This is a genomic window from Tardiphaga sp. 839_C3_N1_4 (assembly GCF_051811045.1).
Classification (GTDB): domain Bacteria; phylum Pseudomonadota; class Alphaproteobacteria; order Rhizobiales; family Xanthobacteraceae; genus Tardiphaga.
In genome coordinates this window covers 5,964,832-5,978,780 of sequence record NZ_JBPWQD010000001.1, presented here as the reverse complement: position 1 = coordinate 5,978,780, position 13,949 = coordinate 5,964,832, and the positions used below count along the sequence as shown (strand labels likewise).

11 protein-coding genes are annotated in these 13,949 nt (G+C 62.8%); 4 read left to right on the top strand and 7 right to left on the bottom strand.

Going from position 1 to position 13,949, the window contains the following annotated elements; all coding sequences use genetic code 11:
* The first annotated feature begins 259 nt into the window (after positions 1–259).
* Positions 260–1,381: an SMP-30/gluconolactonase/LRE family protein gene (locus AB8A38_RS28580; RefSeq protein ID WP_439088242.1), complete on the top strand. Its 1,122-nt coding sequence runs from the start codon at positions 260–262 to the stop codon at positions 1,379–1,381.
* Positions 1,382–1,535: 154 nt separating this feature from the next.
* Here AB8A38_RS28580 and ppc read toward each other — a convergent pair whose 3' ends face one another.
* The 6 genes from ppc to AB8A38_RS28550 form a co-directional block, all read right to left on the bottom strand.
* Entirely contained in the window at positions 1,536–4,313 is a 2,778-nt protein-coding gene (ppc, locus tag AB8A38_RS28575; protein ID WP_439088625.1) for a phosphoenolpyruvate carboxylase, read from the bottom strand.
* 100 nt (positions 4,314–4,413) lie between these two features.
* Positions 4,414–5,337, bottom strand: coding sequence for a DUF1932 domain-containing protein (locus AB8A38_RS28570; RefSeq protein WP_439088241.1), 924 nt, complete (start codon positions 5,335–5,337; stop codon positions 4,414–4,416).
* Positions 5,338–5,342: 5 nt separating this feature from the next.
* Complete coding sequence (locus AB8A38_RS28565) at positions 5,343–6,329, bottom strand: tripartite tricarboxylate transporter substrate binding protein (protein WP_439088239.1); 987 nt, start codon at positions 6,327–6,329, stop codon at positions 5,343–5,345.
* Positions 6,330–6,389: 60 nt separating this feature from the next.
* On the bottom strand, positions 6,390–7,196 hold the full coding sequence (locus AB8A38_RS28560) for a transporter substrate-binding domain-containing protein (RefSeq protein ID WP_439088237.1): 807 nt from the start codon (positions 7,194–7,196) through the stop codon (positions 6,390–6,392).
* Positions 7,197–7,206: 10 nt separating this feature from the next.
* On the bottom strand, positions 7,207–8,751 hold the full coding sequence (locus tag AB8A38_RS28555; protein WP_439088235.1) for an acyl-CoA synthetase: 1,545 nt from the start codon (positions 8,749–8,751) through the stop codon (positions 7,207–7,209).
* Positions 8,752–8,991: 240 nt separating this feature from the next.
* Complete coding sequence (locus tag AB8A38_RS28550; protein WP_439088233.1) at positions 8,992–9,801, bottom strand: crotonase/enoyl-CoA hydratase family protein; 810 nt, start codon at positions 9,799–9,801, stop codon at positions 8,992–8,994.
* A 113-nt stretch (positions 9,802–9,914) separates the two neighbouring features.
* On the opposite strand from AB8A38_RS28550, the gene AB8A38_RS28545 reads away from it, so the two are divergent.
* Entirely contained in the window at positions 9,915–10,787 is an 873-nt protein-coding gene (locus AB8A38_RS28545; RefSeq protein WP_315843013.1) for an SDR family oxidoreductase, read from the top strand.
* A gap of 66 nt (positions 10,788–10,853) precedes the next feature.
* Here the strand turns inward: AB8A38_RS28545 and AB8A38_RS28540 are convergent, their stop codons facing one another.
* Entirely contained in the window at positions 10,854–11,261 is a 408-nt protein-coding gene (locus AB8A38_RS28540; RefSeq protein WP_315843014.1) for a hypothetical protein, read from the bottom strand.
* A 129-nt stretch (positions 11,262–11,390) separates the two neighbouring features.
* Here AB8A38_RS28540 and AB8A38_RS28535 point away from each other — a divergent pair, with 129 nt between their 5' ends.
* Both AB8A38_RS28535 and AB8A38_RS28530 read left to right on the top strand, forming a co-directional pair.
* A complete protein-coding gene (locus AB8A38_RS28535) occupies positions 11,391–12,197 on the top strand; it encodes an AraC family transcriptional regulator (protein ID WP_315843015.1) in 807 nt (268 codons plus the stop codon).
* A gap of 109 nt (positions 12,198–12,306) precedes the next feature.
* Positions 12,307–13,884, top strand: a complete 1,578-nt coding sequence (locus AB8A38_RS28530) for a fatty acid--CoA ligase (protein WP_439088231.1) — start codon at positions 12,307–12,309, stop codon at positions 13,882–13,884.
* Positions 13,885–13,949 lie beyond the last annotated feature (65 nt).

The window sequence follows — 13,949 nt, the reverse complement described above, 5'->3', positions numbered from 1 at the left end:
GAATGACGTCACGAACAGCAACGCCACGGAAGCGGCTGCAAAGCGCATGTGACAGCGAAACGACGGCATGGGAACCACACATCAGCATGAGAGATTTGGCCATTAGTCTCGCGGAACTATCAAAACGTTCACTGCGCTGCGATGCGCGCTTGTGCACCGCCATGATCGCGCGGCAGCATCGAATTGTGTAGCATCGACGTCGCAACGGTATTTAGACTGCTGGCAATAACTGGAGCAAACCAGAAAAGCCGGGAGGACGATGATGCCAACTCAGCTCGACGCGAACGACGCAGCTCAACCCGCCGCAATATCCAACTCACTCAGTCGCAGAAACATCCTTGGCAGCGCCGCTGCACTGGCTGCGACGACGCTCGTCGCACCTGATGCACTCGCGCGCAACTTCGGCCGCGGTGCGGAACCGCAGCGCTATCCCGATCCCGATATCGTCGTCATCGACGCCAATCGCTTCAAGGCGAAAGTCGGCAACACCGTCATCAAGCGGCTCTATACGGGTTGCCTGTGGGCGGAGGGACCGGCGTGGAATGCGCAGGGGCAGTATCTGATCTGGAGCGACATCCCCGCCAATCGCCAGTTACGCTATCTCGACGATGACGGCCACATCTCCGAGCGCTTCCGCTATCCATCCGAGGAGAGCAACGGGAATTCGTTCGACACCGAGGGCCGCCAGCTCAGCGCGCAGCGCACGCGCCTGGTCCGCTTCGAGCACAATGGCAGCGTCACGACGCTGGCTGAACAGGCAAACGGCAAGCCGCTGAACGGGCCGAACGACATGGTGGTCAATCCGATCGACAAAGCGATCTGGTTCACCGATCCCGGCTACGGCGCCATCAATCTCTATGAAGGACAGCGCGCCGCGGCGGGCGTGGTGCAGCCGTATCAGAAGGAAGCGGTGTATCGCATCGACCCCACGAACGGCCAGATCAGCAAGGTTGCCGATGAACCGTTCAAGCCGAACGGGCTCGCCTTCAGTCCGGACTACAAGAAACTCTATGTCTGCGACACCGGCATCACGCATTATCCCAATGCCAAGAACGTGGTGTGGCAATACGACGTGGACGGCGGCAAGCTCAGCAATGCGAAGCCGCTGATCGACATGACGCTGGATGGCAAGTCCGGCTTCCCTGACGGACTGCGCGTCGATACCGAAGGCAATATCTGGGTCGGCGCCGGCTGGGTCGGCGACGGCTATGACGGCGTGCAGATCTTCGCGCCGGACGGCCAGCGCATCGGCCAGATCAAGCTGCCGGAAACCTGTGCCAATGTCTGTTTCGGCGGCAAGAAGCGCAACCGGCTGTTCATGACGGCGAGCCAGTCACTCTATGCGGTCTATGTGGAAACGCAGGGCGCGCATTTCTGTTGAGGGGCCCACGTCGCAGCCAGCGGCTTCGCGCAAATCTCTCCACGTCATGCCCGGGCTTGACCAGGGCATCCAGCTTTGCGGCAAGCAACAGAGAAGATGGATGGCCGGGTCAAGCCCGGCCATGACGTAGGGATAGGACGCAGCGTCTCGACGACTACCCGCTATTCCGCAGCCCCGCGGAGATCCCATTGATGGTCAGCTGAATCCCGCGCAGCACCTGCTCGTCCGGATTGTTCGCGCGATGCTCCTTCAGCAGTTCGACCTGCACATGATTGAGCGGATCGAGATACGGAAACCGGTTGCGGATCGAGCGGTCGAGCAGCGGGTTGTTTTGCAGCAGGCGCTCCTGCTCCATGATATCCAGCAGCGTCTCGATGCACAGATGCCATTCGCCGCGGATACGGCCGAAGATGGTCTCGCGCAGCTTCTGGTCGGCGACGAGCTCAGCATAGCGCGAGGCGATGGCGATGGAACTCTTGGCCAACACCATGTCCATGTTGGACAGCAGCGTGCGGAAGAACGGCCATTCGCGGTGCATCTCCTGCAGGAACGCCATGCCCTTGTCGGGATGATTGGCGAGCCAGGCCTCGATGGCGCTGCCGAAACCGTACCAGCCGGGCAGCATCAAACGGCACTGCGCCCAGGAGAACACCCACGGGATCGCGCGCAAATCCTCGATAGCGCGGGTCTTCTTGCGCGAGGCCGGACGGCTGCCGATGTTCAGCGTCGAGATCTCGTTGATGACGGTGGATTCCCAGAAGTAATCGACGAAGCCTTCGGTCTCATAGACCAGCCCGCGATAGGCCTTGAAGGCCAGTTCGGAAATCTCCTCCATGGCTTCGAGATATTCGCGGCGCGGCGCTGAGTGCTTCGGCGCCAGCAGACTCGCTTCCAGCGTCGCGGCGGCGAGGATTTCCAGATTGTTGCGGCCGACTTCGGCGTTGGAATATTTGCTGGAGATGATCTCGCCCTGTTCGGTGATGCGGATCTGGCCGTCCACGGCGCCGCCGGGCTGCGCCAGAATCGCATCGTGGCTCGGGCCACCGCCGCGGCCCACAGAGCCACCGCGGCCATGGAACAACCTGAGCCGGATGTGATGCCGCTCGAACACTTCGATTAGCTCGATCTCGGCCTTGTACAGTTCCCAGCCGGACGTGACGAAGCCGCCATCCTTGTTGCTGTCGGAATAGCCGAGCATGACTTCCTGCACCGCGCCGCGGCTGTCGACCAGCTTGCGATAGTCGTGCAGCGAGAACATGCGGTCCATGATGGCTGCAGAGGCCTGCAAATCTTCGATGGTCTCGAACAGCGGCACGATATTGATGGCACTGCGGCCGGAGCAATCGACGAGCCCGACTTCCTTCAGCAGCACCGCGACTTCGAGCATGTCGGAGACGCCCTTGCACATGGAGATGATGCATTGGGGGATCGCCGCCGCTCCGAATTTCACATGAACCTGCGCCGCCATACGGAACAGTGCGAGTTCGCCTAGCGTCTCGTCGCTGTATTTGACGAACAGCGAACCGAGCGGCCGCGCATTCTTCAATTCATTCGTCAGCAGCGCGATGCGCGCTTCCTCGCCGAGCGCGAGATAGGACGTGCCGGGCATCGCGGCGTCGATCAGTTCGGCGACAGTGCGCTCATGCACGGCCGAGTTCTGCCGGATATCGAGACTGGCGAGATAGAAGCCGAAACAATCCACCGCGCGGCGGAGTTGCCGCAGCCGGCCGCGGGCGATGACAGCGGAATTATCAGCGATCAGCGAACGATCGAGCACGTCGAGATCGGCCTTGAACTCCGCCGCCGATGCATAGGCCGGCGCATCGCCCACGGCTGCGCGGCGGTTCGGCAATTCGAGCGCATGGGCCGTTGCCGCCATGCGTGCGTAGACGCCAGAGATCGCCAGACGATAGGGCTCGCCAGCGCGGTGCGGCGACGGATCGGGAGAGCGTTCGGCCAATGCGCGCAGTTCATCGGAGACATCGGCGAGATGCGCCGCCATCGACAGTTCCGCGCCCAGCGCGTGAAGTTCGTCGAGATAGAAGCTGAAGGCGCGCCTGCTCTGCAGCATCATGGTGCCACGCATCACATCTGCCGTGACGAACGGATTGCCGTCGCGGTCGCCGCCGATCCAACTGCCCATGCGCAAGAACGAGCCGAGTTCGGCAGCGCCGCCCTGCGCGCGCAGGCTGTCCTCCAGCGCGCAATGCAGACGCGGCACTTCACGCAAAAACGTATAATCGTAGAACGACAATCCGTTGGCGACCTCGTCGAGCACCGTCAGCTTGCTCCGGCGCAGCAGGTTGGTCTGCCACAGCGTCACGACGGCGCGGCGCAATTGCTCTTCCGACGCCTCAATCTCCTCGGCGGTGAGCTGCATGCGCTCGCGCCGGTCCAGCAATGCCGCGATTTCCATTTCGCGGTCGATGGTGCTCTTGCGGCGCACTTCCGTGGGATGCGCGGTCAGCACCGGCGAGATCAGCGCCTGTCCGAAAAACTTGCTGAGCAGCGCCGCGTCGATGCCGGCCTCGCGCGCGCGCTTCACCGCATGGGCCAGCGTGCCCGATGCGTTAGCCGCATTCGCGCGCTGCGCCCGCATCCGGCGGATGTTGTTCTGGTCCTCGGCGATATTGGCGAGATGCGAAAAGTAGCTGTAGGCGCGAACGATGCGCACGGTCTCGGCGATCGACATGCCATCGAGAATGGCTTCGAGCTCACGGCGCGCCAGCTTGTCCTCGTCGCGGTGAAAACGGACCGAGGTCTGCCGGATATTCTCGACCAGGGCGAACACCGCCTCGCCTTCCTGATCCCGAACGGTGTCGCCAAGGATACGGCCGAGCAGCCGGATGTCCTCGCGCAGCCGGGCATCGGCCTCCTGGTGAGCAGGATCGTCACCGCGCTGGGATGCGGGTTCTTCGGTGGACAGGGTCAGGGACACAAGGACGCTCCAGGAAGTTGCCGGCGCCCCATTTGGTCGCAAGTCATGCTGCGACGCAAGATCAAGTTGCAGCGCTCCGTACCAGTCGCGGAACTCAGCCCTTCGGCTTGACCTTGCCGAGAATGCGATCCGCCTCGGTGCGCCAGTCCGCGCTGCGCGCAAAACCCGCCTCGCCCTTGGTGCCGAATAGCCCGTCATCGGCAAGATCGGCGACCCAGCCCTGCCGCTCGGCCGTCCCCTCCGCCGACCATGGCGTGAGCCCGATCTCACGTACGGTCTCGGCGACCTCGCGGACTTCCTCGCTGCGGCGGCGGCCGTGCTCGATGACACGCTGGAAGAAATAGGCGCCCTGCTTCTCCCAGTCGATGGATGGAAACGTCTCGACCAGCGACGCGATCACGGCGTCCTCGACGCCATAGGCGCGTGCGGTGGTGAAGCTCTCGATCACCATGGCCTCGAGGCCCTTGATCATGATGCTGCGGCACATCTTGGTGGCCGAGGCGACGCCGAGCTTGTCGCTGGCGACTTGCGCATCGAAGCCGATGGCATTGAGCAGCGGCGCGAGATCACGCGCGCCGGCGCCGCCGAGCAGCAGCGGCACCTTGATGCGGTATGGCGGGATCGAGGTCATGACCGCGCCCTCGACATAGCGCCCGCCGGCGCCGTCGACGAGTGCCGCGGCGCGCTGCTTGGCGCCGGGCGATGCGGAGTTGAAATCGAGAAACCACGCCTGCGGCTTCAGACCCGGCACGCAAGCCTGCGCCGCCGGCACGGTCTGGCTCGCGGTAACAGCGCAGACGATGAAGTCGGCGCGTGAGGCGAGATCGGCATGCGAGGATGCGAGCGTGACGCCATGGGTCTCGGCATGATCGCGCAACGGCCCGGCATCTGCGCCGTCGAGTTTGAGATCATAGGCGCTGACTGACATATCCTGCTTGCGCAGGTCTTCGGCGAGAATGCGCCCAACTTCGCCATAGCCGATTAGGCCGACGTGCCACTGGTTCGAACGTTCAGTCATGCTTCTTACTGGACCTTGATGTTTGCCGCCTTCAGCACCGGCCCCCATTTGTCCGCTTCGGCATGCATGAACTTGTCGAAGTCTGCGGGCGAGGAACCGACCGGCGTGGCATCGATCTTCTTCAGCGCCGCCAGCACCACCGGATCCTTCAGCGCCGTCACCAGATCCGCATGGATCTTCGCCACGACATCGGCCGGCATGCCGGCAGGTCCGAGAAAGCCCCACCACACCGCCGTATCATAGCCGGCGACGCCGGATTCGGCGACCGTCGGTACATTGGGCAGTGCCGCAGAGCGCGTCGCCGTCGTCACCGCCACGGCACGCACCGCGCCGCCTTCGAGCTGGCCGACGATCTCGGGCAGCGGATTGATGCTTATGGGAATGTCGCCGGCAATCACCGCGGTGAGCGCCGGCGCACCGCCCTTGTAGGGGATCGAGACGATCTTGGTGCCGGCCATATGGTTCAGCAATTCGCCGGCGAGATGCGCCGAGGTGCCATTGCCTGACATGCCATAGGACAGCGAGTCCGGCTTGGCTTTCGCCTGCGCCAGCAATTCCTGCAGATTCTTTGCCGGATTGTCCTTCGACACCACGATGGCCAGCGGCGAATAGGCGACTTCGCTGATCGCGGTGAAATCCTTGAATGTGTCGTAGGGCAGCTTCGGATAGAAGAACTGGTTGAGCGGATGGCCCGATGCGACGAGGATCAGCGTATAGCCATCGGGCGGCGACTTCGCGAGGGCCTGCGACGCGATGATGCCGCCGGCGCCCGGACGGTTGTCCACCACGGGCTGCTGGCCCCAGGTCTTCGACAGCGATTGTGCAAAGGTCCGCGCCAGCACGTCAACCGCACCGCCTGCCGCATAGGGCACGAGGATCGTCACCTGCTTGCTCGGAAACGTCTGGGCGTGCAGCGACGGGCTGGCGAAAGACAGCAGCGCAGCCGCCGTGGCGATGGCCAATTTCATAGGCGCAGGTAAAGACACGGGCATGGGTGGTCGTCCCTCTTGTAATATTGCGCAACAATCTCGTGTCGTTGCTACTTGATAGTGCTACTTGGCTGTGGTCGCAGCGCGCAGTCCGGACCGTGCGATGGCCGCATCCACCAATCCCTGCGCCTTCACATCCTCGGTGAATTTGCGGACAAATGCCATCCCCTCATCCCGCCCCTTGGGGATCGCGATGGCATGCCGCTCGACGCCCCAGCGTCCCTCCAGCACCTTCGCCCCCGGCGCCTGTTCGGCGAGTTCGAACAGTGTCGCCTTGTTGGTAGCGAACACATCGATGCTGCCAGCCATCAGCAGGCCGGGCGCAAGCCTGATGGCGGGCACGCGGACGACTTCGGCATTCTTCAAATCGCGCGACAGCACCGCATCGGATGAACTTCCGGCGGTGACGCCGACATGGACGCCTTTGACATCGACATCATCGGGCCCCGCAACCCTGGACTCTTTCGCGACGAGATAGCCAAGATCACTTTCCAGATAAGACGGGCCGAAATCCATGTCGTTCGCACGCGCAGCCGACGCATTGGTGAAAGCGGCATCGACGGCGCCTGTCTTCACCGCTTCGAGAACCTCGGCATTCCTGGAGAACACCACCGGTTCATAAGGCACGCCCAATTGCCGCGCGAGCTCCTTGCCAAGATCGTAGCCGACACCACGCGGGCCTTCGGTTTGCGATACGAGAATAGACGTCGGTGTTCCCGGATAGAGTCCGACACGCAGCTTCCCGCTTGGGGCGAGGATCTGCTTAGGCTCAAGATCGACGGCAACTGCAGGGCTGGCAAACGCCATCATCAAGAGAGCGACCGCCGCGATCTGCGCGGCAAGTTTGTTTCCAATCATTGCCACGCGCATCATCGACCTCCTAGATCGTCCGCCCAGCCTTGGCCCAATAGGGATCGCGCAGCCGGCGCTTGAAGATCTTGCCGGAGTCTTCCCGCGGCAAGTTCGACTGGATCTCCATCTGCTTCGGCACCTTGTAGTCGGCCAGCGCCTTCTTGAGGTCCGCGCGCACCGTCGCAAGGTCGAGCACCACGCCGGGCTGCGGCTCGATCACCGCCATGAGGGACTCGCCGAATTCCTCGTCGGGAATGCCGAACACGGCACAGTCATGCACACCGGGCACGGCATGCAGTGCGGCTTCGATTTCGGCGGGATAGATATTGACGCCGCCGGAGATCACCATGTCGCGCTTGCGATCGCAGATGAAGACATAGCCGTCGGCATCGAGATAGCCGACATCGCCCGAGGTGATGAAGCCGTCACGGTTGATCTCGGCGCGCTTTTCGGGTTTGTTGTGATAGGTGAAATCCGGGTTGCCGGATATGCGCGAATAGATCTCGCCGATCTCGCCTTGCGGCAGGATTTGGCCGTCGTCGCCGAGGAAGCGCAGTTCAGCGCCGGGCGCGATCTTGCCGACAGTGCCGGGCTTCTTCAGCGCATCTTCGGAATTAGCGAAGGTCACCGCGCCGGATTCGGTCGAGCCATAGAATTCGTAGATCACCGGGCCCCACCAGTCGATCATCGCGGTCTTGACATCGGCCGGGCACGGCGCCGCGGCGTGGATGATGTGGCGTAGCGACGACATGTCGTATTTCTTACGGATATCCTCCGGCAGTTTCATCAGGCGGATGAACATGGTCGGCACCATGAAGATGGTGTCGATCTTCTCGTCCTGTACCACGCGCAGGAATTCTTCGGGATCGAAGCGCGGCATCAGCACCAGCGCGCCGCCAAGCCGCCCCGCGCGCAGCGCAAAGGCATTGGGAGCCGAGTGATAGAGCGGTCCGGGCAGCAAGGCGCGTGCGCCCGGCTTGAGGCCATAGACGCGTGCACGCATCTGATCGGCGGAGGCCGCCTGCTCCGGTGTCGGCGCGAAACGGCGCACGCCCTTCGGATGGCCTGTCGTGCCCGATGTGTAGATCATGTTGTGCGGCTGCGGCAGCGCGGGGCCATCATAGGGCGCCTGTTCGGTCAGCCAGCTCTCCAGATCGATGGCGCCGACCGGCGTACCGAGACGTGCAGGATCGACCTTGTAATTGGCGACGATCTCCGGCGGCGTCGGCACGCTCAGCGACACGATGCCTTGCGGGATCGCCTCGCGCAGCTGATGCAGCATATCGGCATGAGCGATCAGGACATTGCTGCCGGAGTCCTTGATGACGTAGGTTATCTCTTCCGGCTTGAAGTGCCAGTTCACCGGCACACCGTAAGCGCCGAGCTGCGCCACCGCATAGGCGGCCTCGATAAACGCGATGTCGTTGCGCATCAGGATGCTGACGCTGTCGCCCTGCTTGACGCCGAGCCGCGACAACCCGCCGGCGATGCGGCTCGCGCGTTCGGTGAGTTCGGCAAAGCCGCGGCGGCGATCGCCTGAGATGACGCCTTGAAACAGGAAATTTGTCGACATGGATACGTTTCCGGATGTTGTTGTTCTTTTTTAACGAGGCTCTCAGCCGTGATTGCAAGGAGCCTCTCAGCGACGAAGCAATTCAAAGCTCCGTCATGGCCGGGCTTGTCCCGGCCATCCACGTCTTAGAACTTGGCCAAGACGTGGATACCCGGCATTCGCCGGGCATGACGATGTACTGCGTGGCTGACTCTACGAACCGCATTTTCGGTCAGACTCTCGGGATGAGGACGAAGTTTTTCAGTCCACAAATCTCGGCGCGCGCTTCTCGATATTCGCGCGCACGGCTTCGGTCTGGTTCGGTCCACCCATCAGCCTCATCTGCTCGACGGATTCGGCGAGCAGCGCCGGGCCGGGATCGACCGTCAGATTGTTGAGCATGCGCTTGGCGGCACGAATCGCATCGGGGCTCTTGCCGGCGATCTCGCGCGCCGTCTCGAGCGCCGCGGCGCGCGGATCGTCGCAGATGCGCGTGGCGAGGCCGTAGCTCAGGGCTTCCTGTGCCGAGAAGATGCGGCCGGTGTAAGTGAGGTCGCGCAGGATATCGTCACGCACAAGGCTGGCGAGGATCGGCGTACCGGCCATGTCAGGCACGAGACCCCATTTGATTTCCATGACCGACATCCGCGTGTCCGGCGCGAGGAAACGCATGTCGGCGCCGAGCGCCACCTGGAAACCGCCGCCAAAGGCGACGCCATGCACAGCGGCAATCACCGGCACCGGCAATTGACGCCAGCCCCACACGGCCTGCTGGGAGTGATTGCAAAGACCATGGGTGCGCAGCGCGAGGTCGCGCTTCTGCGCGCCGCCGATACCGTCGCCGCCATTATCGTTCATCGCGGCGAATCGTCCCATGTCGAGACCGGCGCAAAACGCCCGACCCTCGCCCGACAGCACCACCGCGCGTAGGCCCTTCTCACGGCTCAGGCGCTCGGCGGTATCGACCAATGCCGCGAACATCGCCGCATCCAGCGCATTCATCTTGTCCGCGCGGACCAGCCGAACATCGGCAACGCCGTCCGTCATGGACACAGAGATGCGGTCTTCCATGGGAGGTTTCCTTCCTAGACTTGTTCTTATCGTCGCTTTACAGGAAAGCGTTGTCGGGATTTAGTCAATCAACTAATTAATCCGTCCGCATCCTCTTAAATCAGGTGGCTCCCATGTTCAATCAGCAGCTTCTCGCAGGCCGGAAAATCCTCGTCACAGGCGGCGGCACTGGCCTTGGCAAGTCGATGGCGGCGAAATTTCTCGAACTCGGCGCCGAAGTGCATATTTGCGGTCGCCGCAAGGCTGTATGCGACGAGACTGCAACCGAGCTGATGGCGGAATTTGGCGGCAAGGTCACCAGCCACGGCGTCGACATCCGCGATGCCGCGGCGGTCGATGCGATGATCGAAGGCATCTGGGCCGACGGGCCCCTCACCGACCTGATCAACAATGCCGCCGGAAATTTCATCTCGCGGACACAGGACCTGTCGGCGCGCGGCTTCGACGCGGTCGCCAACACGGTGATGCACGGCACGTTCTACATGACTCACGCGGTCGGCCGGCGCTGGATCGCCGACAAGGTGCCGGGCAATGTGGTCTCGATCACGGTGACCTGGGTGCGCAACGGCAGCCCCTATGTGGTGCCCTCCGCCATGAGCAAATCGGCGATCCATGCCATGACCATGTCGCTGGCCACCGAATGGGGCCGCTACGGCATCCGCCTCAACACCATCGCGCCCGGTGAAATCCCCACCGAAGGCATGAGCAAGCGTATCAAGCCCGGCGACGAGGCCGGCGCACGCACCCGCGCGCAGAACCCGATGGGCCGCGTCGGCAAGATGGAAGAGTTGCAGAACCTCGCGGTGTTCCTGATCTCCGGCGGCTGCGACTGGATATCAGGCGAAACCATCGCCATGGACGGCGCACAGGCGCTCGCCATGGGCGGCAACTTCTATCAGCTGCGCGACTGGTCCGATGCCGAATGGATCCAGGCACGCGACAGCATCAAGGCGCAGAACGAAAAGGACAAGGCGCAGCGGGGGTAAGAGCCGCAAAATAATTCGACTGGCAGCGAGGCTTTCCCATGCGGGAGGCCTCGCTTTGTTTTTTGATCAACGCGCTGCCTGTAACCGCTCGCGCGCAACCCTCATGGCCTCGTCCTCGGACGCAACAACCGCGGAGTTGATGCCGAACGCCTTCGTCACAAGTGCGGACTGGGCTTCCACGAGGACGCGTGTGACGGCATTCGGCTCAACGGCAATAATGGCACGGCAAAGCAGCGCGAGCGTCGCTTTGTTGCGCTTGAGCCAAAGCCCCCTCGCTTTGCGATCTTCATGCGCCTCCTCATGGTGATGATGACTGCCCATGATCACGACGAAAGGCTGCTTGCGGCCGATGAGATCGTCCATCTCGACCTCCCACTGCGCCGCACTTCCCGGCTGGATCTCATCATGCCGGACCCACACGATCGGGAACGCCGCAACATCGTGAATGAGAAAGGCACCGTTATCGAGGCTCATCGTCGTCTCCTGACTGTTCGTTGATCTGCATGCGGAGATAGACCCGGTCGCTCAAACCCGTTAACGACATTCGGACGCAAAATAATGAGAACCGGCCAGGCTGGAGCGGTTCTGAAAAGGCATGGTGTCATGACCTCGCTCACCGAGCGCCTCGACGGACCATCCGCAATCGCTATCTGGGGCAGCGATGAGCCCGGTGATGCATTTCGGCTCGGCACCCGCGAACTCGACTGGCATCATCACCGCCGCGGCCAGTTGTTCTGTATCGAAAGCGGATTGATCCGCCTGCACACGAAACAGGGCTCGTGGCTACTGCCGCCGCAGCGCATCGGCTGGCTGCCGCCCGGGCTCCATCACAAGGTGACCCTGAGCGGTGTACTGAGCGGATGGGGCGTGCTCCTGACGCCGGCCGCGAGCCGGACATTGCCGTCGCAGCCCTGCGTCATGGGCGTCAGCGATCTGCTGTGCGCGCTCGTCAGGCGCGCTGCGGGTTGGACGAATGCGGATCGGCTCACGCCGGCGCAGACGCGCGTCGTGGCCGTGCTGCTCGACGAAATCCGCGGTGCGCCGCAGGAGCCGCTGCATCTGCCGATGCCGACGGATACCCGCGCCTTGCGTATCGCCAATGCGCTGATCCGGCGGCCGCATGACGCGCGCACGCTGCATGAGCTTGGCGAATGGGCTGGCCTGTCGGAACGAACGGCACGTCGCATCTTCATGACGGAGACCGGCATGGGCTTCACGCAGTGGCGGCAGCAGGCGCGTCTCACGCTAGCGCTGGAACGGCTGGCCGCTAATGAACCCGTCGCAGATGTGGCCGAAGCGCTCGGCTATGCCACGTCCAGCAACTTCATCGCAATGTTTCGTCGCGCCTTCGGCGAGCCGCCGGCGCGTTATTTTGCAAAACAGCGTAGGACGACGCACAACGTCGGCTGAACGACCTCCCGGCATCTGTCTCACCGCACCGCAGCACTTTTCCCGTCTTGTCAGCACAACCGGACGCCCTCACACTCGCCGCAACTAATAAACTGCGGGAGGGAGACACATGTCCGTTGCGCAAGCGGCCACGCTGGCCGATGTCATTCGCGTGCAAGCACAGACGCGCGGCGATTCAATTGCGCTGGTGTTCGAGGGCCGCGAGACCAGCTACAGATCACTCGATCGCAATGCCAATCGCGTCGCCAACGGGCTGATGGCGCTCGGCGTCAAGCCCAATGAGCGCATCGCCTATCTCGGCAAGAACAGCGACCTCTTCATCGAACTGCTGATTGGCGCCGTGAAGGCCAAGGTGGTGACGGCGCCGGTGAACTGGCGGCTCGCCGGACCGGAGATCGCCTTTATCGTCGATGACGCGAAGGCACAGGTGCTGTTCGTCGGACCGGAATTCGTCGATCTCGTCCGCAGCCTCAAGCCACAAATGCCGGGCGTGCGTATCGTCATGACCATGGAAGGCGGCGCAACCGAGTGGCAGGACTTTACGGCCTGGCGCGACGCGCAGAGCGAGCGCGACCCGAACCTCACAATGACCAAGGACGATGTCGCGATCCAGCTCTACACGTCGGGCACCACGGGCAAGCCGAAAGGCGCGATGCTGTCGCACAACAATTTCCTGTCACTGCTGCGCATCGGCAGCACCGATGAGAACCCGGACTGGAACGTCTGGACCGACACCGACGTATCGCTGGTGGCAATGCCGGTGTTCCATATCGGGGGCGTCGGCTGGGCAGTGTTCGGGCTCTATCACGGCGCCAAGGGCGTAATCGCGCGAGAGTTCGACCCGAACAAGGTGCTCGATTTCTTCCACGACTACGGTATCAGCAAACTGTTCCTGGTACCGGCGGCCATGCAGTTCATCGTGCGGCAACCGCGGGCGCGTGAGATGGATTTCAGCAAGCTGCGCTACATTCTCTACGGCGCATCGCCGATCCCGGCGGCGCTGCTAAAGGAATGCATCAGCGTGTTCGGCTGCGGCTTCGTGCAGATGTACGGGATGACCGAGACCACCGGTACCATCGTGGTGCTAGCGCCCGAAGACCACGTCGAGGGCCGCGACTGCATGCGTTCCGCCGGCAAGGCGCTACCGGGGATCGAGATCGCCATTCTCGATGTCGACGGCAAGCCGCTACCAACAGGTGAAGTCGGCGAGATCGCGACGCGCTCGGCGTCCAATATGGTCGGCTACTGGAATCTGCCGGACGCCACCGCGCGCACGCTGGGTCGCGACAATTGGCTGCGCACCGGCGACGCTGGCTATCTCGACAAGGACGGCTTCCTCTACATCCACGACCGCATCAAGGACATGATCATCTCCGGCGGCGAGAACATCTATCCAGCCGAAGTCGAAAGCGCGATCTGCGATCACCCCGATGTGGCGGAGGTCGCCGTCATCGGTATTCCCGACGATACATGGGGCGAAGCTGTGAAGGCCGTGGTGGTGCTGAAGTCCGGCAAGGAGCTCAGCCCAACCGACCTGATGAAGTTCACGCGCGAGCGCATCGCGGGATTCAAGGCGCCGAAGACGATCGACTTCATCGCAGCATTGCCACGCAATGCGTCGGGTAAGATCCTGCGACGACAGTTGCGCGATCCGTATTGGGTCGGGAAAGAGCGGCAGGTGAACTGAGAACCTGTTTCGCTGCCGCCGTATTCTATCGGCGCCGGGTATATCGATACAGCGAATGCGAGGAA